The sequence below is a fragment of the Variovorax sp. genome (genome assembly GCF_965279555.1).
Taxonomy (GTDB): domain Bacteria; phylum Pseudomonadota; class Gammaproteobacteria; order Burkholderiales; family Burkholderiaceae_C; genus Variovorax.
Genome location: NZ_OZ257247.1, coordinates 3,397,575 through 3,417,686, shown reverse-complemented (window position 1 = coordinate 3,417,686; position 20,112 = coordinate 3,397,575). Strand labels below are relative to the sequence as shown.

Genomic DNA, 20,112 nt, shown 5'->3' with positions numbered 1-20,112 from the left:
AACGAGCCCATGACCGTCTACCTGCTCCAGACCATCAACGGAATCGGCATCGGCATGCTGTATTTCCTGCTGGCCGTTGGCTTGTCCATCGTGTTTGGCCTGCTGCGTTTCGTGAACTTCGCGCACGGCGCTTTCTATCTGCTGGGCGCCTACCTCTGTTACCAGGCCATGCAGTGGGGCCTGAACTTCTGGGCCGCGCTGGTGCTGGTGCCGCTGGGCGTCGGCGCGCTCGGCTGGCTTGCCGAAAAGCTGCTGCTGCGCCGCGTGTATGCCAAGGCGCACGAGTTCCACATCCTCGTGACGGTGGGCCTCGCGCTCGCGGTGCAGGAGATCGTCATCGTGTTCTGGGGCCCGCTGGGCAACAGCGTGCCCACGCCCGACCTGCTGCAGGGCGTGGTGATGTGGGGCAGCTTCGTCTATCCGAAGTACCGGCTGTTCGTGATCGGCTTCACCGCCGTGCTCGCGGTGCTGCTGTGGTGGGTGCTCGAAGGCACGCGCCTGGGCAGCGCGGTGCGCGCGGGCAGCGAATCGACCGAGATGGTGTCGCTGCTCGGCATCAACGTGTTCCGCGTGTTCAGCCTTGTGTTCGCGCTGGGGGCGGCCACTGCCGCGCTGGCCGGCGTGCTGGCTGCACCCATTCGCGGGGCCGAGCCTTTCATGGGCGTGGAGGCGCTGAGTGTTGCCTTCGTGGTGGTGGTGATCGGCGGGCTCGGCAGCTTCGGCGGCGCGCTCGTGGGCGGGCTGGTGATCGGCATCGTGCAAAGCCTCATGAGCACCATCTGGCCGCCGGGGGCGAGCTTGATGATCTACATCGCGATGGCGGCCGTGCTGCTGCTGCGCCCGCATGGCCTGCTCGGCCGGAAAGCATGAACGGACACGCCATGCCGAGAAAAATCACATTCCTCCTGGCGCTGATCGCCGCGCTGGGCCTGCCGCTGGTGCTGAGCTCTGGCTCGCTCGCGAGCGAGGTGCTCATCTACGCGCTGGCGGCACTGGGCTGCAACCTGCTGCTGGGCTACACGGGGCTGCTGTCCTTCGGGCAGGGCATCTTCTTCGGACTTGGCAGCTACACCATCGCGATCCTGCTCACGCGCCTGCACCTGCCCATGCCGCTTGCATTGCTCGCGGCCATGGCCATGGGCGCGATCGGTGCGGCGGTGGTCGGCTGGGTCGCCATCCGCCAGCGCGGCACTTACTTCGTGATGCTCACGCTGGCCTTCGCGCAGATGTTCTATTTCATCGCCTACACCGCGACCGACCTCACGGGCGGCGACAACGGCCTGCTCGACGTGCCGCGCCCCGGCTTCATGGACACGCCGTGGAAGTACTACGCCTTCGTCGCGGTGGTCTTCCTGATCGCCTTCGGCCTGCTGCTGCGCGTGACCGATTCGATCTTCGGGCGCACGCTGCTCGCCATCCGCGACAACGAAGACCGCGCCGCCGCCGTGGGCTACGACCTCAAGCGCTTCAAGCTGCTGGCCTTCATGATCTCGGGCGCCGTCACCGGACTGGCGGGCGGGCTGCACGCCATGATGACCGGCATCGCGCCGCTGTCGAACGCCGAGTACCACACGAGCGAAATGATCCTGGTCATCACCGTGATCGGCGGCACCGGCAACCTGTTTGCCTCGGTGCTGGGCTCGGCCTCCTATGTGCTGCTGGCCGACTGGCTCTCCACGCTGTGGCCGCGCTGGCTGCTGCTGCTGGGCCTGCTGCTGATCGGCGTGAGCATCGGCATGCAGCGCGGGCTCTGGGGGCTGGGCGAGGGCATCTGGAAGCGCATCTTCCGGCGTGCGCCACAGGCGGCTTCGAACGCACCCGCCGCGCAAGGAGAAAAGGCATGAGCGACGTTCTCATCGAAGCCATCGGCGTCACCAAGCACTACGGCAAGTTCGCCGCGCTCGGCGGGGTCGACCTGAAGATCAGGCGCAACACCGTGCACTCGGTGATCGGCCCCAACGGCGCGGGCAAGACCACGCTGTTCCACATGCTCACCGGCACTGGCACAACCACCGGCGGCCGCATCCTGTTCGACGGCCACGACGTCACGCGCGAGCCCGACCACCGGCGCGTGCAGCGCGGCATGGCGCGTTCGTTCCAGGTCACGGCGCTGTTCCTGAGCCTGTCGGTGCGCGAGAACCTGCGCGTCGCGGCACAGGGTGTTTCGCCGCGCCAGGCCATGAACTGCTGGCGCGCACCGGTCGGCGAACTGGCCTGCACGCAGACGGTGGACGAAGTGCTGCAGCGCGTCGGGCTCGAACGGCTGGCGAACACGCCGGCCAGCGAGCTTTCGCATGGCCAGCAGCGCCGCCTCGAAGTGGGCATGGCGCTGGCCGCCAGGCCGAAGGCCATCTTCCTCGACGAGCCGACTTCGGGCATGGGCATCGACGACCTCGACGACATGAAGCAGCTCATTCGCAGCCTGCGCGACCGGCACACAGTGGTGCTGATCGAGCACAACATGAACATCGTGATGGACATCTCCGACACCGTGACCGTGATGCAGCTGGGCCGCGTGCTCGCCGAGGGGCTGCCAGGCGATATCCGCGCCGATGCGCGGGTGCGCACGGCCTATCTGGGCAACATGATCACCGGAGGCAAGGCATGAGCGGCGGGAAGAACATTCTCGAAGTCGAAGCGCTCCATGCGCACTACGGCAAGAGCCACGTGCTGCAGGGCATCTCCATGCGCGTGGGCGAGGCCGAACTCGTCACGCTGCTGGGCCGCAACGGCGCGGGCAAGTCGACCACGCTCAAGAGCATTGCCGGTGCGGTCACGCCCACGAGCGGGCGCGTGCGCTTCCAGGGAGCGGACATCGCGGGCATGCCGCCGCATCGCATTGCCACGCGCGGCGTGTGCCTTGTGCCCGAGCACCGCGGCGTCTTCAAGCTGCTGACGGTGGAAGAAAACCTGCTGCTCGGCCTGCGGCGCGAGTCGCCCTGGCAGCTGGCCGACATCTACCGAATCTTTCCGCGCCTCAAGGAGCGGCGGCGCAACGGCGGCGGGCAGCTGTCGGGCGGCGAGCAGCAGATGCTGGCCATCGGCCGCGCGCTCATGAACCATCCGCGCCTGCTGATCCTCGATGAGCCGGTCGAAGGCCTGGCGCCGGTGATCGTCGAGGAGATCGTCGCGCAGCTGAAGACCATCAAGGCGGCCGGCGTGGCCATCCTGCTGGTCGAGCAGAACCTCGAAGTCTGCGTGCAGCTGGCCGACCGGCACTACATCGTGGAGCAGGGCGTGATCGTGCACGAGGCCGGCAACGCAGCCTTCATGGCCGACCATGAAGTGAAGGACCGCTATCTGGGTGTGGGCCTTGCTTGAGGCTTCCCGCAACACTTATCCATATCGCAAAGCCATGAACTCACACACTGAACTCCGCATCGACGGCCAGCGGCTCTGGAATTCGCTGATGGAACTGGCGCAGCTCGGCGCCACCGAGAAAGGCGGCGTCTGCCGCATCGCGCTGACCGACCTCGACCGCCAGGGCCGCGACCTGTTCGTGCGCTGGGTGCGCGAGGCAGGCTGCGAAGTCCGCGTGGACGCCATCGGCAACATCTTCGCGCGCCGCGCCGGCCGCAACAACGCGCTGCCGCCCGTCACCACCGGCAGCCACATCGACACGCAGCCCACAGGCGGCAAGTTCGACGGCAACTACGGCGTGCTCGCGGGGCTGGAGGTGATCCGAAGCCTCAACGACGCGAAGATCGAAACAGAAGCGCCGCTCGAAGTGGCGGTCTGGACCAACGAAGAGGGCTCGCGTTTCGTGCCCGTGATGATGGGCTCCGGCGTGTTCGCAGGTGCGTTCACGCTCGAACATGCGCTGGCGCAGTGCGACAACGACGGCGTCAGCGTGTCCGACGCGCTCGCTTCCATCGGCTACGCGGGCAGCACGCCCGCATCGGCAACGGCATCGCCGGTGGGCGCGTACTTCGAGGCGCACATCGAGCAGGGCCCGGTGCTCGAAGCCAACGAGCGCGTGATCGGCGTGGTGGAAGGCGCTCTAGGCCAGCGCTGGTACGACGTGGTGGTGCAGGGCATGGAAGCCCATGCCGGCCCCACGCCGATGGAACTGCGCAAGGATGCGCTGCTGGCAGCCTCCGAACTCGTGATCGAGGTCAACCGCATTGCGCTCGCCCACGCGCCGCATGGGCGCGGCACGGTCGGCTGGATCGACAACTATCCCAATTCGCGCAACGTGATCCCGGGGCGCGTGAAGCTCAGTGTCGATCTGCGCGCGGCCGACGACGTGGTGCTGTCGGCCATGGACGCCGAACTGAAAGAGGCCGTGCAGCGCATCGCGACGAAGGGCAAGGTCGAGATGTCGGTGGAGCAGGTCGTGTATTTCCAGCCGCAGCCTTTCACGCCGAAGCTGGTGTCCGCCGTGCGCGAAGCCGCGCAGGCGCAGGGCATGACCTGGATGAACGTGATCAGCGGCGCGGGCCACGACGCGGTGTACCTCGCACGCGTGTGCCCCACGGCCATGATCTTCGTGCCCTGCCTGGACGGCATCAGCCACAACGAGATCGAGGACGCGCAGCCCGGTCACCTCGAGGCCGGCTGCAATGTGCTGCTGCAGGCCATGTTGCAAAGCGCCGGAGTCGCGCAATGAAAGTACTTATCGCGCGACTCAACCACGAGACCAACACCTTCTCGCCCGTGCCCACGCCGCTCTCGGCCTTCGGGCCCGACGGGCCGACCTTCGGCGAGCAGGCTTACCGCGACAACAAGGGCATGCGCACCGCGATGTCTGCCTTCATCGACCTGGCCGAGGCGGCGGGTGCCGAACTCGTCACGCCGGTGTCGGCCTCGGCCAACCCGAGCGGGCCGGTCGATGCGCAGGCCTACGCGCTGCTGACGCAATGCATCGTCGATGCGGCTGCGGGCTGCGACGCCATCCTGCTCGACCTGCACGGCGCGATGGTCGCGCAGAACAGCGTGGACGGCGAAGGCGACCTGCTCGTGCGGCTGCGCGTGGCGGCGCCGGGCGTGCCCATCGGCGTGGCGCTCGACCTGCATGCCAACGTCACGCCCGAGATGGTTGGGAACGCCGACGTGATCGTCGGCTTCAAGACCTATCCGCACATCGACATGTACGAGACCGGCGCGCACGCCGGCCGCCTGCTGTTCGACATGCTCGCCGGGCGCAGCAAGCCGGCGATGCGCTGGCACCGGCTGCCGCTGATGGCGCACACGCTGCGCAGCGCGTCGTTCACCGGTGCGATGCAGCGCGCCATCGAGGCGGCGCGCGAGGCGGAGAAGTCGGAGTCGCTTGCGGTGTCGATCCTGGCGGGCTTTTCGCTGTCGGACATAGAAGCGCCGTGCATGAGCGTGATCGTGGTCGATGCGCATTCGCCAGAACGCGCGCAGGCCACGGCCGACCGCATCGCCGAGCAGATGTGGAACGAGCGCGAGTCCTTCGTCTACCGCAGCGAGCCGATGGTGGAATCGATTGCGCGTGCGAAGCTGATCGCGGAAGGCGCCACGCGCCCGGTGCTGCTGCTGGACCACGGCGACAACTGCATGTCCGGCGGCAGCTGCGACACCATGGACGTGCTGCAGGAGGCGCTGGCGCAGGGGCTGCACGGCATCGGCGTGGGCCCGCTGTGCGATCCCGAGGCGGTGGCGCAGCTCATTGCGGCGGGCGAGGGCGCCGAGGTGACCGTGGCACTGGGCAACAAGGTCTCGCTCGAGGGCATCGGGCTGAAGAAAACGCCGGTGCGCCTGACGGGCATGGTGCGTGCCGTGAGCGACGGTGAATACACGATCACCGGCCCCACCTACACCGGCCAGCGCAGCAGCATGGGCCGCACGGTGCTGTTCGACATCGGCGCCGCCCGCATCGTGGTGACGGAGCGCACGCAGGAGCCGTGGGACATCGGCGTCTTCGAATGCGCGGGGCTCGATCCGCGCAAGGAGCGCTTCCTGCTGCTCAAGTCGCGCATGTACTGCCGGCCGGTGTTCGAGCCGCTGTCGGCCGCGCTTGTGGAGTGCGACAGCCCCGGCGTGACGAGTTCCGACTACAGCCTGTTTCCGTTCAGCAAGGTGCGCAGGCCGGTGTTTCCGCTCGACGCGGATGCGGAGATGGCACGGGCGGCATGACCTCCCAGATGACCTCCCAGGTCATCGACGCTGTGCGCGTGCGGCGCGACCATTCATTCACCCCGCGATGTTGCGGGTCGAAACTCCCGAAAGGAATGGCCATCATGAACACTGCCGCACACGACGCCGCCACGATTGCCCAACGCTACATCGCCGTCTGGAACGAGACCGACGCCGCGCGCCGCGCCGCGCTGATCGAAGCCGGCTGGACCGCCGATGCCCGCTACGTCGACCCGATGGCGCAGGCCAGCGGCCGCGAGCAGATCAGCGCGCTGGTCGGCGCGGTGCATCAGCGCTTTCCCGGCTTCCGCTTCAACCTTCTGCGCAAGGCCGACTCGCACGGCGACCATCTGCGCTTTTCGTGGACGCTGGGCCCGAGCGGCGCCGAGGACCTGATCCAGGGCACCGACTTCGCGCAAGTGGAGGCGGGCAAGCTCAGCTCGGTGACCGGCTTTCTCGACAAGGTCCCGGTCGGCGCCTGAACAGGAGCTGAACAGCGAGGCTTCGGCTCGTAGGTCCGTCAGTCCGGCGCGCCGGTCGGCCGGCCGCGCCACAGCTTGCGGTACACGGTCGCGCGGCTGATGCCCAGCGCCCGCGCGGCCTCCGCCACGTTGCCGCGGGCATCGGCCACCGCCTTGCGGATCAGCGCGGTTTCCACGTCGCGCAGCCGGGGCCGGCTGTCCGTCGCCGGCAGCCCACCCGGAGTGCCGCGGCCGCCGTGCTGGGGCTGCACCTGCACCCGCAGGCCCGACCACAGCGGCACCTCGAGCATGGCCTCGCCGCGCCGGGCTGCATCGAACATCATGTGCAGGGGCAGGGCGAACAGGTCGTTGAAATGCAGCGCCTGCTGCTCGCGCGCCAGCGGCTGGTGCAGCATCTGACGGGCCACCGCGTTGGCGCCGGTGACGTGGCCTTCGCCATCGATGCACAGCAGCCCCTCGGTGGCTTCGCTGGCGGTGCTGCCGGGCCAGGCCAGGCGCAGCAGCAGCTCGCAGGGCTCGCGCAGCACCAGCATGTTCTCGATGCTGCGCGCGGACAGGGTGGCCAGGTGCCGCAGTTCCGGGCGTTCCACCACCTGCACGCCGGTCAGGTCGAGCATGCCGATGCAGTCGCCCCGGGGGCCGAACAGCGGCGCGCCGGCGCAGCTGTAGACGCTGGTGTCGTCGAAGAAGTGCTCGCCGCGGTGCAGCCACACCGATTCCTGCTCGGCCAGCGCGGTGCCGATGGCGCTGGTGCCGATCGCCGGCTCAGACAGGTCGACGCCGATGCGCCCGATGTCGCGTGCATAGCGGCTGGCGGCATCGGTACCGTCGGGCAGGTTGCCGACGTCCACCACGATGCCGTCGGCGTCGGTCAGGATGGCGAAATAGCGGGTGTCGGCGATGGCGCGCGAGAGCCGCTCTATCACCGGCCGCGCGGCCGCGACCAGCACCCGGTTGCGCTCGGCGGCATCGCGCTCCGCGGACTGGCTCACCGGGTCGAAACTGACGCGCTGCTGAGGGCGGCGGCCGGCCTCGATGCAGCGCTGCCAGGAGCGGCTGATCCAGGAGTCGACGCAGGCCGTTGCGCGGGCCCGGGGGGATTCGCCGTGGATCAGCTCGCGGCGGGCCTGGGCGATGGCCAGCGAACGCTCAGGGGCTGGCGAAACGATTGAAGCAACAGGCATCGTGGGGTGTTCGCGCGGTGTTGGGGCTTTTCCCGGCTCGCAGGATGGCAAGCTGTTTCATTTTGAGAATTTCGCGCCGTCTGTGCAAGTGTCAAGGGTTTTGCCTAGGATAGTGCGGGAGGTCGGCATCCAAGATGCTTTTGCTGAATTAGCCATCACCTTTCACGGAGACAGCCAAATGCAGGTTGCTTTCAAGATCAACGGCCGTCAGGCCACGGTCGACGCTCCTCCCAACACCTTTCTCGTGCATGCCATCCGGGAGCACCTCCATCTCACCGGCACCCACGTCGGCTGCGACACCGCACAGTGCGGCGCCTGCACCGTCCACGTCAATGGCCGTGCCGTCAAGTCCTGCAACATCCTGGTCGCCCAGGCGGCCGGCGCAGACATCACCACCATCGAGGGCATCGCCGATGCCGACGGCGCCATGCACCCCATGCAGGCCGCCTTCAAGGAGTGCCACGGCCTGCAGTGCGGCTTCTGCACCCCGGGCATGGTCATGAGCGCCATCGACCTGTGCACCCACCACCCCAAGTCGAGCGAATCGGAGATCCGCGAGCTGCTCGACGGCAACCTGTGCCGCTGCACGGGCTACCAGAACATCGTGAAGGCCGTGAAGATGGGCGGCGAGGCCATGGCCTCGGGCACGCCCGTCAAGACAACGGCAACGGCCTGAGGAGAGCGACATGGGCGCATCCGACTTCTCCAACCTGCCGCACATCGGCGAGGCGCTGCGGCGCAAGGAAGACTACCGGTTCCTGACCGGCGCGGGCAACTACACCGACGACATCACGCTGGCCAACCAGAGCCACGCCGTTTTCGTGCGCTCGCCGCACGCCCACGCCACCGTCAAGTCGGTCGACATTGCCGAGGCCATGAAGATGCCCGGCGTGATCGGCATCTTCAGCGGCAAGGACATCGAGGGCAAGATGGGCGGGCTGCCCTGCGGCTGGCTCATCAACAACCCCGACGGCACCCCCATGAAGGAGCCGATGCACCCGATCCTGGCGATCAACAAGGTGCGCTACGTGGGCGACCACGTGGCCATGGTGGTGGCCGAGACGGTCGAGCAGGCCAAGAACGCCGCCGAGGCGGTGGTGGTCGACTACGACGTGCTGCCCGCGCTCGTGAGCGTGGCCGACGCGGCCAGGAAGGCCGGCGGCGTCACCCTGCACGACGAGGCGCCCGACAACCAGTGCTACAAGTGGGCGCTGGGCGACAAGGCGGCGGTCGACGCGGCCTTTGCGAATGCCGCGCACGTGACCAAGCTCGACCTGGTCAACAACCGGCTCATTCCCAACCCGATCGAGCCGCGCGTGGCCATCGGCAGCTACAGCCGGGGCACCGACGACTACACGCTCTACGTGTCCAACCAGAATCCGCACGTCGAGCGGCTCTTGATGACGGCCTTCGTGCTCGGCCTGCCCGAGCACAAGGTGCGCGTGATAGCGCCCGACGTGGGCGGGGGCTTCGGCTCCAAGATCTTCCTGTATGCGGAAGACGTGTGCCTGACCTGGGCCGCCAAGCAGCTCAACCGCAACATCAAGTGGACCGCCGAGCGCTCCGAGTGCTTCCTGTCGGACGCCCACGGCCGCGACCATGTGAGCCACGCCGAAATGGCGATGGACAGTCAAGGCAAGTTCCTGGCCATGCGCGTGCACACCGACGCCAACCTCGGCGCCTACCTGTCGACCTTCTCCACGGCGGTGCCCACCATCCTCTACGCCACCCTGCTCGCGGGCCAGTACACCACGCCGCAGATCTACGTGGAGGTCGATGCCTGGTTCACCAACACCGCGCCGGTCGATGCCTACCGCGGGGCCGGGCGGCCCGAGGCCACCTACCTGCTGGAGCGGCTGGTGTCGCGCTGCGCCTGGGAAATGAACCTGGGGCAGGACGAGATCCGCAAGCGCAACTTCATCACCACCTTCCCGTACCAGACGCCGGTGGCGCTGCAGTACGACACCGGCGACTTCCATGCATGCATGGACAAGGCCCGGGTGCTGGCCGAGGTCGACGGCTACGCGGCGCGCAAGGCGGCCAGCGAGGCCAACGGCAAGCTGCGCGGCATCGGCTACTCGAGCTACATCGAGGCCTGCGGCATCGCGCCGTCGAACATTGCCGGCGCGCTCGGTGCGCGGGCCGGCCTGTTCGAGTGCGGCGAGATCCGCGTGCATCCGACCGGCAGCGTGACGGTGTTCACCGGCTCGCACAGCCACGGCCAGGGCCACGAGACCACCTTCGCGCAGGTGGTGGCGGCGCGGCTGGGCATCCCGGTCGACAACGTCGACGTGGTGCACGGCGACACCGGCCGCGTGCCCTTCGGCATGGGCACCTACGGCTCGCGCTCCATCTCGGTGGGCGGCGCGGCCATCATGAAGGCGCTCGACAAGATCGAGACCAAGGCCAAGAAGATCGCCGCGCACCTGATGGAGGCGAGCGACGCCGACATCGAGTTCGCCAACGGCGAGTTCACGGTCAAGGGCACCGACAAGAAGATCCCCTTCGGCCAGGTGGCGCTCACGGCCTACGTGCCGCACAACTACCCGCTCGACAAGCTGGAGCCCGGCCTGAACGAAACCGCCTTCTACGACCCGACCAACTTCACCTTCCCGGGCGGCACCTACATCTGCGAGGTCGAGATCGACAAGCAGACCGCCGAGGTGCGCGTGGACCGCTTCACCGCGGTGGATGACTTCGGCACCATCATCAACCCGATGATCGTCGAGGGCCAGGTGCACGGCGGCCTGGTGCAGGGCATCGGCCAGGCGCTGCTCGAGAACTGCGTGTACGACAAGGAAACCGGCCAGCTGCTCACCGGCAGCTTCATGGACTACGCCATGCCGCGCGCGGCCGAGTTCCCGCAGTTCAAGCTGGACACCGTGTGCACGCCGTGCACGCACAATCCGCTGGGCACCAAGGGCTGCGGCGAAGCGGGCGCCATCGGCTCGCCGCCGGCGGTGATCAACGCCGTGCTCGACGCGCTGGCGCCGCTGGGCGTCAAGGATTTCGACATGCCCGCCTCGTCCAGCCGTGTCTGGGAAGCGATGCAGGCCGCCGCCAACCATTGATCGACAGATCGAACATACAGAACAAAGAAGGAAGCACACCATGTATGCCTTCACACTCGAACGACCGGCCACATTGGCCGACGCGGCCCGGCTCGTTGCAGCAGGCGCCAAGCCGCTGGCGGGCGGCCAGACCCTGCTGGCTTCCATGAAGCTGCGGCTTTCCGCCCCTGAACAGCTGGTGGACCTGAGCGGCATCAAGGAACTCACGGGCATCCGCAAGGACGGCAACACGCTCACCATCGGCGCCATGTCGCGCCACCTCGACGTGGCCAACAACGCCGACGTGAAGGCCGCCTTCCCGGCGCTGGCCGACCTGGCCTCGCGCATCGGCGACCGGCAGGTGCGCGCGATGGGCACCATCGGCGGCTCGGTGGCCAACAACGACCCGGCGGCGTGCTATCCGAGCGCGGTGCTGGGTTCGGGCGCCACTGTCGTCACGTCAAAGCGCGAGATCGCGGCCGACGATTTCTTCCTCGGCCTGTTCACCACCGCGCTGGAAGAAGACGAGCTGATCACCGCGATCCGCTTTCCGATTCCGAAGCGCGCCGTCTACGAGAAGCTGCGCCAGAAGGCTTCGCACTTTCCGCTCGTCGGCATCTTCCTCGCCCAGGCCGACAGCGGCGCGGTGCGCGTGGCCGTCACCGGCGCGGGCAACGGCGTGTTCCGCCATGCCGGGCTGGAAGACGCGCTGAACCAGAACTTCACCGCCGCGGCCGCCTCCGCCGTGAAGATCGACGCGAGCGACCTCAACAGCGACCTCCATGCCTCGGCCGCCTACCGCGCGAACCTGATCAGCGTGCTCACCCAGCGCGCCGTGACCAAGGCACTGGCTTAGGCTTACCCCCAGGCTTCGCGCACTTCGTGTCGCTTCTCCAACCCCCTTGCAGGGGGCAACACCAGCGGCCCAGCGCAGCCGGTTCCGCGGTGTTCTCGAAGAGGAGGCGCGGCGCACGCTGGCCTGCTCTGGCTCTCCGCTACGCTTCGCCATGATCTTTCCGACCATCGATTCCCTCTCCGACGGTTTGATGCAGGCCGGCTACTTCGCCGACCGACGCCTGGCGACGGCCGTGTTCCTCGCGCTCAAGCTGCAGCGGCCGCTGCTGGTCGAAGGCGAGCCCGGCGTGGGCAAGACCGAGCTGGCCAAGGCGCTGTCGAAAGCGCTGAACCGCGAACTGCTGCGCCTGCAGTGCTACGACGGGCTGGAGCAGCGCGAGGCCCTCTACGAATGGAACTACGCGGCGCAGCTGCTGCACATGCGCGCGGCGGAAGCCTCCGGCGCGCTGAGGGCCCCCACGCTCGGCGCTGACGCGTCCTCGCTGCCCCCCGAGGGGGCTCTCGCGCCTTCGGGCGGCCGGGCGGCGCTCGTGCGCGACGTGGAAGCCGAGGTCTACCAGCCGCACTACCTGATCCGCCGCCCGCTGCTGCAGGCGCTGCAGACGCCCGCGCCGGGCGCGGTGCTGCTGATCGACGAAGTCGACCGCGCCGACGAGCCCTTCGAGGCCTTCCTGCTCGAGTACCTGGGCGAGTACCAGGTGAGCATTCCGGAGCTTGGCACGGTGCGCGCCGTGGTGCCGCCCGTGACCATTCTCACGAGCAACCGCACGCGCGAGCTCAACGACGCGGTCAAGCGCCGCTGCCTGTACCACTGGCTCGACTACCCCGAGCGCGAACGCGAGCTGGCCATCGTGCGGGCCCAGGTGCCGCAGGCGAGCGAGAAGCTGTCGGCGCAGGTGTCGGCCTTTGTCGCGCGGCTGCGCGAGGCGCCGTTCGTCAACGCTTTCCAGCGCGCGCCCGGCATTGCCGAGAGCGTGGAGTGGGCGCGCGCGCTGATCGCGCTCGACACGGTCGAGCTCGACCCCGAAGTGGTGGTCGACACCGCCGGCATCCTGTTCAAGCAGCGCGACGACGTGGCCGCGCTCACGCAGGAGCTGGCGTCCGACCTGCTGCGTCCCGAGGAGCCGGCCGCGCGCTGAGCGCGCTGGACACGCATGGCCGGCATCCAGCAACTCGGCGACGCCCGCAGCGGCAAGCTCGCCGGCAACATCACCGCCTTCGGCCGTGCGCTGCGCCGCGCCGGCGTGCGCACCGACGCCGCCCGCATCGCGCTGGCCGCCGAGGCCGCCACGCTGGTTGGCGTTGAAGACAAGCTCGACCTGGGCGCGGCGATGGAAGCCGTGATGGTCAGCCGCGAGCAGGACCGCATGGTGTTCCGCGAGCTGTTCGACGCGTGGTTCCGCGACCCGGAACTGGCCAACAAGCTGCTTGCGCAGATGCTGCCCAGCGCCGAAGGCAAGGCCGAGCCGTCGAAGCGCCGCCCGCGCGTGCGAGAGGCGCTCACCGCGCCGCGCAATGCCGCCAGGCCGGCCGAGCTGGCCAAGCCCGACCGCGAGATCGAGTTCGACGCCGCCATGACGTCGAGCGACCGCCAGCGGCTGCAGCACGCCGACTTCAACGCGCTCGGTGCCTCCGAATACCGGCTGGTGGAGCGGCTCGCGCGCGACATCGCGCTGCCGGTTCCGTCGCTGCCGTCGCGCCGCCTGCGCGCCGCGGGCGATGCCGGCCAGCAGCACGCGCGCATGCACTGGCCCGGCGTGTTGCACGAGGCGGCGCGCACCGGCGGCGAGATCCTGCGGCTGCCCCGGCTGGCGCGCCGCGAGCAACCCTTGCCTCTGCTGGTGCTGGTCGACGTCTCGGGCTCGATGGAGCGCTATGCGCGCTTGCTGCTGGCCTTTCTTCATGCAGCGACCCGCCGTGCCGGCCGGCGTGACGTGTTCGCCTTCGGCACCGCCCTGACCGACCTGACGCCCGCCTTCCGGCTGGCCGACACCGACGACATGCTGGTCGCCGCCGGCGTGGCCATCGACGACTTTGCTGGCGGCACGCGGCTCGGCGCTTCGCTGGCCGAGCTGCGCCGCGCCCACGCCCGCCGCCTGACTGGCCGTCGCACGCTGGTGCTGGTGATCAGCGACGGCCTGGACACCGGCGAGCCTGAAGTGCTGGAACAGGAACTGCTCTGGCTCAAGCGCCATTCGCGCCGGCTGCTGTGGCTCAACCCGCTGCTGCGTTTCGACGGCTACGCCCCTCTGGCCCGTGGGGCCGGCGTGCTGCACCGCCATGCGGACGCGATGCTGGCGGTCCACAATCTCAACGCGCTCGAGCAGCTGGCCGCCAGCCTCGCCGCCCTGATGCGAGCCGGGCGTTAAAGCGCCCGGCAGAGCCCCAAAAAAAGGAAGCCCACCATGGAAATGCTCGGAAACCGCCGCCTCGGCATCACCCAACAACAAGCCTGGGAAGCGCTCAACGACCCCGAGACGCTGAAGAAATGCATTCCCGGCTGCGACAAGTTCGAGCTGACGGGCGACAACACCTACAGCGTCGCGCTCGCGGTGAAGATCGGCCCGGTGTCGGCCAAGTTCAACGGCAAGGTGGTGCTGTCGGACATCGTGGCGCCCAACGGCTACAAGCTGAGCTTCGAGGGGCAGGGCGGCGTGGCGGGGTTCGCCAAGGGCTCTTCCAGCGTCACGCTCAAGCCGGTGGCGGGCGACGCCGCACCGGCTGAAGAGGCCGCGGCACCCGCTGCCGGCTGCGAGCTCGACTACACGGTGCAGGCCCAGGTCGGCGGCAAGATCGCCCAGCTCGGCCAGCGGCTGATCGACGGCGCGGCCAAGTCGACCGCAGACGATTTCTTCAAGCGCTTCGAGGCCGAGATGCAGAGCCGCTACGGCCCGCCGCCGGCCGCCGCCTCGGAGACCGCCGACGCGCCCGCGGAGAAGACCAGCGTGATGTCGGGCCTCATGAAGAAGATCGGCCTCGGCAAGAAGGACGACCCGGTGCCGCCGGGTGACGCCGCCTGAGGGGCCGAGGGAGCGAGCCATGGAAAACCTCGACGTCATGGTGCTGCGCACGCTGCGCGATTGGCGGCGTGCCGGCAAGCGCGCGTTGCTGACCACCGTGGTGCGTACCTGGGGCTCGTCGCCGCGGCCCGTGGGCTCGATCATGGCCCTGGCCGAAGACGGTGCGGTGGTCGGCTCGGTCTCCGGCGGCTGCATCGAGGACGACCTGATCGCGCGCTACAGCCATGCCCACGGCAAGGGCGAAGACGTGCCGCTGGGCGCGCCGCCCGCGCTCGTCAAGTACGGCATCACCGCCGACGAGGCGCACCGCTTCGGCCTGCCCTGCGGCGGCACGCTTGAGCTGCTGCTCGAATACGCGCCTGATGCCGACTCGCTCGACCTGCTGGTGGCGCAACTGGAACAGGGCCGGCTCATGCGGCGTACCGTCACGCTCGCCACCGGCGCGGTGCGGCTGGCTGAAGCCAAGGCGCCCGACGAGCTCACGGTGAACGACACCGAACTGACCAACACCTTCGGCCCCGAATACCGCATGTTGCTGATCGGCGCCGGCCAGCTTGCCGAGTACCTTGCGACCATGGCCAAGTTCAGCGGTTTCGCGGTCACGCTGTGCGATCCGCGCGCCGAATACCGCACCGCCTGGTCGCTGCCCGGCGTGCACATCACCACCGAGATGCCCGACGACGCGGTGCAGGCCTTCAGGCCCGACCGCCGCAGCTGCGTGGTGGCGCTCACGCACGACCCCAAGCTCGACGACCTGGCGTTGCTGGAGGCGCTGCAGAGCGAGGCCTTCTACGTCGGCGCCATCGGCTCGCGGCGCAATGCCGACGCGCGGCGCGATCGCATGATCGAGCACTTCGACCAGACCGACGAATCGCTCGCGCGGCTGCGTGGCCCCATCGGCATCTACATCGGCAGCAAGACGCCGCCGGAGATCGCGGTGAGCGTGATGGCGGAGATTCTCGCGGTGAAGAACGCGGTGACGCTGCCGCGCGAAATGGAGGTCGCGCGGGCCAAGGAGATGCAGCAGCTGCAGCCGAGCTGAGCGTGCGGGCGATACAGGCTAGTGCTGTGGAACCCCGGTGATGATCTGCGCCATCACGCCGAAGCCGCCGCTGACCGTCGGCACTCCGTTTTCATAGTCCTCATTGGAATTCAGGTCGATGCCGACTGTGGGTGCCGTGCTGGATGCCGCGACGTTCAGCGAATCGTAGGGACCGGTCACACCGAGCGGCGAGCTGCCGAAGTGCTGAGTGTTGAATGCCACTTCGTAGCGCACCGTATCTGGCAACGTGACGTTCAGGTCATGCAGGTCGAACGCGACCTTGACGGAGCGCCCCGAGCGGCAGTTGCCGTCGTCGCCGCGCCAATTGGTAGGCGTGGCACACGTCGGATCGGTGCTTGGCCGGTAGGGGATCGTGACCGTCTGGGTGCGCTCGGCAAGCAGCAGTCCTGCAGCATCGCGGATGCGAACAGTCACAGGATGAGTGAATGTGGCGCCAGGTGTCGTTGCACAGGCGCCGGTCCACACGCCGGTCTCGCAGGCCCAACTGACCAGCACCACTTCCATGCCGAACGCGCCGCGCGGCGTGCTCGCGTCCAGCGTGACCAAGTCGCCGACGTTCGCAAGCTGAGAAGCCTCGAACGAGAAGCTGGGTGCGCTCAGTGGCAGGGGTTTCGGGATCGTGTCGAATGCGACTGCGCCAACGTTCACCTTCACCTTGGACGGCGCGCTGTTGACCTTGCCGTCATTCACGACGAGGGCGAATTCATAACTGCCCGCGACATCGGGAGTGAATGTGGGCGCGGCAGCTGCAGCGTTGCTGAACGCAGCATGGCTGCCGCCCGGTGCGGACACCACGGTCCAGCTGTACTGCAAGGCGTCGCCGTCGGCGTCGCTGCTGGCACTGCCATCCAGCGTGGCGGCCACGCCCTTGAGGCCGAGGGCGTCGGCGCGGGCGCTCGCCACAGGCGTCTGATTTTGTGGAGCGGCGGGTGCCGGTGCCGGTGCTGTGGGCGTGAACGGGAGGAGTGCGCCATTGGATCCGCCGCCGCCGCCCCCGCAAGCGGTGAGTGCCGCGGTAGCGGCAATGGCCAACAACGAAGCTGCATGGAGAGGGCGCGGCGTCGAGAAAAGTGAAGGCATTTTGAAGGTCGTCGCGGTTGCAGAACAATGGCCCGGTCAGATGCGGTGCTTGCGACGAATCGCCTCACCGCTGCCTGAACCGGCAGATCCCGCCTATACAAGCGGCCTCTTTGGCATCGATCTGCGGGCATGTCGGCCCGCCTGCAGCGCTGACGCTGAAGTGAGATCGGCCAGTCAAATCTTAGGAATGGCGACCGACCTCGGCTATCACGGATTCCGGTAGAAATGGGGCACGCAAACACCAACTCGAGCTTGGCGTGTCGGTGCCATCACCCGCACGTCTCCTCTTGTGCAGGGACTGCCGGTGAAGGCGTCAGCGGTAATGCGACAGACAAGGGCACGGACACCGGTGCCGATGCAAGCCGTCGCCGCTTGCGCGCAGGTTCGCGTTGAGGCCATGCGCCATCGCGATATTCGCGCAGCAGAGTACCCCGTCGAGGGGACCCGTGCCCGTGAAGAGCGATGCAGTCAGTTCGACTTGGCCTCGGGCGGCACGTCCCCGCCCTTTTGCCGTTCGCGGAACAGCGCCGCGCGCATCAGGAAGATGGTGGTGATCGGCGCGGTGAGCGCGATGAACAGCACGATCAGCACCGCGTGCAGGAACAGGCTGAAGCCCTGCACCGAGAAGTACACGATGGTGGCGACCGTCATGCACCACACGCCCACCGTCGCGCCCAGCGTGGGCGTATGGATGCGGCGAAAGAAGGTCGGCATCCGCAGCAGGCCGAAGGAGCCGATGGCCGCGAAGGCCGCGCCCAGCACGGCGAACACGGCGGTGATGATCTCGGCCCACAGCGGCAGCGGGCCAATGATGAAATCGTTCATTCGATCACCTCCCCGCGCAGCAGGAACTTGGCCATGGCCGTGGAGCCGACGAAGCCGAACAGCGCGACCAGCATGGCCGCCTCGAAGTAGACGTTGCTCGCGTAGATGATGCCGAGCACCAGCATCATGAGCATGCCGTTGATGTAGAGGCAGTCGAGCGCCATGACGCGGTCTTGCGCGGTGGGGCCGATCAGCAGCCGCGAGAGCGCGCACAGCATGGCCACGGCCAGCAGGAACAGCGCGAACTTCAGGGCCCAGAAGAGGACGGGTGTCATGACTCGAAGATCTCCATCAGGGGGCGTTCGTAGCGCTGCTTGATCATCGCGATGAAGGCGGCCTCGTCGTCGAGGTCGAACACGTGGATCAGCAGCGTGCTGCGGTCGAACGACACTTCGCCCCAGGCGGTGCCGGGCGTAAGGCACATGATCATGGCGAGCACGGCCAGGCCGTTGGGGTCGCGCATGTCGAGCGGAATCTGCACGAACCTGGAGGCAATGCCGCTCGTGCGGCGCGTGAGCAGCAGCCGGGCCACGTCGTACGCCGACTTGAGCATGTCGAAGGTCACCAGGAACGACAGCCGCAGCGCGACCCCGGGCCTGCGCATGCGCACTGCGGCCGGACGCAGGCTCTCGGTCAGCAGCGGCACGGCGATGGCCAAAATCACGGCCGAGACCAGCGTGCTCGCTTCGAGCGACTGGTTGAGCAGCAGCCAGACGACGAAGAGCGCGAACGACAGCGGCGGGGAAGGAAGCAGGCGCTTCATGGGGCCGCGCCTTCCTGTTTCTTGTCAGCCGCGGGCACGGGGTTGGGCACCTGCCTGGCGCCGAACACCGCCTGGCGATAGGCCACCGGGTTTTTCAGGCCCTGCGCAGTGGCCATGGCATGGCGCATCACGGGTTCGGCCCACACGGTAAGCGCCACGCAGGCCGCGAGCAGGCCGGCCACGGGCAGCACCTCGAGCGCGGGCAGCGAGGGCATGGTGGCGTGCGGCTGGGTCCAGAAGTGGCGAATGCCGGTGCGGCTCAGCGCGATGAGCGACAGGAAGCCCGAGACGATCAGCAGCGCAAGGAAGGTCCAGCCGGCGGTGCCGAGAGTCGTGCCCCCGAGCAGGCCCGAGAGCATCGCGAACTTGCCGATGAAGCCGGACAGCGGCGGCAGGCCCGCCAGCAGCAGCGTGCAGCCCATGAAGCTCAGGCCCAGGAAGGCCACGCCGGCCGGAATGGCGCGGCCGTAGAGCGCCTGCGCCTCGTCGTCGAGGTTCACGTCGGCGAGCGCGCGCAGGTCTTCGGCAAGAAAGGGCGCATTGCCCGCAGCCTCGTGCGGCGCGACGCTCATGCCGGCGTTGCGCCAGCGCTCGATCATGTCGGTCAGCAGGAAGAAGGCGCTGACCGCGAGCGTGGAGCTCAGCAGGTAGTAGAGCGCGCCGGCCCACACGGCGGGCTGGCCGAGGCCGACCGCCGCGAGCAGGGTGCCGGCGGACACCAGCACGCTGAAGCCCGCAAGGTTGGACAGGCGCTGCGTACCGACGATGCCGATGGCACCCACGAACAGCGTGGCCAGCCCGGCGGCCACCAGCGCGGCCTGGCCGAAGGCGGCGGAGTCGCCGGTGTCGGGCGCGAACAGCGTGGTCCACAGCCGCAGGATCGTGTAGATGCCGAGCTTGGTCAGCAGCGCGAACACCGCACCCACGGGCGAGACAGCCGCGCTGTAGGCCGGCACCAGCCAGAAGTTGAGTGGCCACGCACCGGCCTTGGCGAAGAAGGCGGTCGCCAGGATGGCCGCCGCCGCGTGCACAAGGCCACGGTCGCCTGGCGAGAGTTCGGCGATGCGCATGCCCAGGTCGGCCATGTTCAGCGTGCCGGTCACGCCGTAAAGAATGGCCGCGCCGATAAGGAACAGCGAAGACGCCGCGAGGTTGATGGCGATGTAGTGCAGGCCCGCCTGCACCCGCAGCCGGCCGGAACCGTGCAGCAGCAGGCCGTATGACGCAGCCAGCATCACCTCGAAGAAGACGAACAGGTTGAACAGGTCGCCGGTGAGGAACGCGCCATTCAGGCCCATGAGCTGCAACTGCAGCAGCGGATGGAAGTGCACGCCCGCGCGGTCCCAGCGCGAGGTTGAATAGATCGAGGCCGCGAAGGCGATGACCCCGGTGAGCGCGACCATCATGGTCGAGAGCCGGTCGGCCACCAGTACGATGCCGAAGGGTGCGCGCCAGTTACCCGGCAGGTACACGCCGATGGAGCCGGGGCCGCCACCGGTTTCGGGCGCGTTCACCCAGCGCAGCAGCGCCAGCGCCGCCAGCAGGCCGACCAGGCCAGAGACCACGCTCAGCGCCGACTTGGCGCGGCGGCGGTTCTCGCCCAGCAGCAGCATGAGCGCGGCCGTGAGCATGGGCACGAGGATCGGCACCGCCACCAGGTGCGGCATGCTGAACTCGAGCAGTTCGTCGAG

Annotated in this window: 20 protein-coding genes; 14 read left to right on the top strand and 6 right to left on the bottom strand. The window is 68.3% G+C overall.

Features of this window, described 5'->3' with window-relative positions; genetic code table 11:
- Positions 1-9 precede the first annotated feature (9 nt).
- From ACQY8B_RS16170 to ACQY8B_RS16140, 7 genes are all read left to right on the top strand, one after another.
- On the top strand, positions 10-870 hold the full coding sequence (locus tag ACQY8B_RS16170; RefSeq protein ID WP_422087644.1) for a branched-chain amino acid ABC transporter permease: 861 nt from the start codon (positions 10-12) through the stop codon (positions 868-870).
- A gap of 11 nt (positions 871-881) precedes the next feature.
- Positions 882-1,844, top strand: coding sequence for a branched-chain amino acid ABC transporter permease (locus tag ACQY8B_RS16165; protein ID WP_422087643.1), 963 nt, complete (start codon positions 882-884; stop codon positions 1,842-1,844).
- Positions 1,841-2,608, top strand: a complete 768-nt coding sequence (locus ACQY8B_RS16160) for an ABC transporter ATP-binding protein (RefSeq protein WP_093050013.1) — start codon at positions 1,841-1,843, stop codon at positions 2,606-2,608. Before ACQY8B_RS16165 ends, ACQY8B_RS16160 begins: the two co-directional genes overlap by 4 nt.
- Entirely contained in the window at positions 2,605-3,321 is a 717-nt protein-coding gene (locus ACQY8B_RS16155) for an ABC transporter ATP-binding protein (protein WP_106935190.1), read from the top strand. The genes ACQY8B_RS16160 and ACQY8B_RS16155 overlap by 4 nt, the downstream gene beginning before the upstream one ends.
- A gap of 34 nt (positions 3,322-3,355) precedes the next feature.
- The gene (locus ACQY8B_RS16150; RefSeq protein ID WP_422087642.1) at positions 3,356-4,609 is read left to right on the top strand and encodes a Zn-dependent hydrolase; all 1,254 of its coding nucleotides are present in this window, start codon (positions 3,356-3,358) and stop codon (positions 4,607-4,609) included.
- A complete protein-coding gene (locus tag ACQY8B_RS16145; protein ID WP_422087641.1) occupies positions 4,606-6,099 on the top strand; it encodes a M81 family metallopeptidase in 1,494 nt (497 codons plus the stop codon). Before ACQY8B_RS16150 ends, ACQY8B_RS16145 begins: the two co-directional genes overlap by 4 nt.
- A 104-nt stretch (positions 6,100-6,203) precedes the next feature.
- Positions 6,204-6,581, top strand: coding sequence for a nuclear transport factor 2 family protein (locus tag ACQY8B_RS16140; RefSeq protein WP_422087640.1), 378 nt, complete (start codon positions 6,204-6,206; stop codon positions 6,579-6,581).
- Between the two features lie 38 nt (positions 6,582-6,619).
- Here the strand turns inward: ACQY8B_RS16140 and ACQY8B_RS16135 are convergent, their stop codons facing one another.
- Complete coding sequence (locus ACQY8B_RS16135) at positions 6,620-7,765, bottom strand: helix-turn-helix domain-containing protein (protein WP_422087639.1); 1,146 nt, start codon at positions 7,763-7,765, stop codon at positions 6,620-6,622.
- Positions 7,766-7,943: 178 nt separating this feature from the next.
- Here ACQY8B_RS16135 and ACQY8B_RS16130 point away from each other — a divergent pair, with 178 nt between their 5' ends.
- The 7 genes from ACQY8B_RS16130 (at position 7,944) to ACQY8B_RS16100 (ending at position 15,732) form a co-directional block, all read left to right on the top strand.
- Positions 7,944-8,441, top strand: coding sequence for a (2Fe-2S)-binding protein (locus ACQY8B_RS16130; protein WP_422087638.1), 498 nt, complete (start codon positions 7,944-7,946; stop codon positions 8,439-8,441).
- A gap of 10 nt (positions 8,442-8,451) precedes the next feature.
- The gene (locus tag ACQY8B_RS16125) at positions 8,452-10,836 is read left to right on the top strand and encodes a xanthine dehydrogenase family protein molybdopterin-binding subunit (RefSeq protein WP_422087637.1); all 2,385 of its coding nucleotides are present in this window, start codon (positions 8,452-8,454) and stop codon (positions 10,834-10,836) included.
- 40 nt (positions 10,837-10,876) lie between these two features.
- Positions 10,877-11,671 (top strand): FAD binding domain-containing protein, encoded by a 795-nt coding sequence (locus ACQY8B_RS16120; protein ID WP_422087636.1) that lies wholly within the window; start codon positions 10,877-10,879, stop codon positions 11,669-11,671.
- A gap of 151 nt (positions 11,672-11,822) precedes the next feature.
- Positions 11,823-12,809 (top strand): AAA family ATPase, encoded by a 987-nt coding sequence (locus tag ACQY8B_RS16115; protein ID WP_422087635.1) that lies wholly within the window; start codon positions 11,823-11,825, stop codon positions 12,807-12,809.
- 15 nt (positions 12,810-12,824) lie between these two features.
- A complete protein-coding gene (locus ACQY8B_RS16110) occupies positions 12,825-14,039 on the top strand; it encodes a vWA domain-containing protein (protein ID WP_422087634.1) in 1,215 nt (404 codons plus the stop codon).
- 36 nt (positions 14,040-14,075) lie between these two features.
- On the top strand, positions 14,076-14,690 hold the full coding sequence (locus tag ACQY8B_RS16105; RefSeq protein WP_422087633.1) for a CoxG family protein: 615 nt from the start codon (positions 14,076-14,078) through the stop codon (positions 14,688-14,690).
- 19 nt (positions 14,691-14,709) lie between these two features.
- Positions 14,710-15,732, top strand: coding sequence for an XdhC family protein (locus tag ACQY8B_RS16100; RefSeq protein ID WP_422087632.1), 1,023 nt, complete (start codon positions 14,710-14,712; stop codon positions 15,730-15,732).
- Between the two features lie 18 nt (positions 15,733-15,750).
- On the opposite strand, the gene ACQY8B_RS16095 is transcribed toward ACQY8B_RS16100, so the two are convergent.
- The 5 genes from ACQY8B_RS16095 to ACQY8B_RS16075 all read right to left on the bottom strand — a co-directional run bounded on the left by ACQY8B_RS16095 (position 15,751) and on the right by ACQY8B_RS16075 (position 20,088).
- Entirely contained in the window at positions 15,751-16,656 is a 906-nt protein-coding gene (locus ACQY8B_RS16095) for a PKD domain-containing protein (protein WP_422087631.1), read from the bottom strand.
- Between the two features lie 645 nt (positions 16,657-17,301).
- Entirely contained in the window at positions 17,302-17,658 is a 357-nt protein-coding gene (gene mnhG / locus ACQY8B_RS16090; protein WP_422087630.1) for a monovalent cation/H(+) antiporter subunit G, read from the bottom strand.
- Positions 17,655-17,933 (bottom strand): K+/H+ antiporter subunit F, encoded by a 279-nt coding sequence (locus ACQY8B_RS16085; protein ID WP_081266821.1) that lies wholly within the window; start codon positions 17,931-17,933, stop codon positions 17,655-17,657. Before ACQY8B_RS16085 ends, mnhG begins: the two co-directional genes overlap by 4 nt.
- Entirely contained in the window at positions 17,930-18,421 is a 492-nt protein-coding gene (locus tag ACQY8B_RS16080) for a Na+/H+ antiporter subunit E (RefSeq protein WP_422087629.1), read from the bottom strand. The genes ACQY8B_RS16085 and ACQY8B_RS16080 overlap by 4 nt, the downstream gene beginning before the upstream one ends.
- Positions 18,418-20,088, bottom strand: coding sequence for a monovalent cation/H+ antiporter subunit D (locus ACQY8B_RS16075; protein WP_422089060.1), 1,671 nt, complete (start codon positions 20,086-20,088; stop codon positions 18,418-18,420). Before ACQY8B_RS16075 ends, ACQY8B_RS16080 begins: the two co-directional genes overlap by 4 nt.
- Positions 20,089-20,112: the final 24 nt, after the last annotated feature.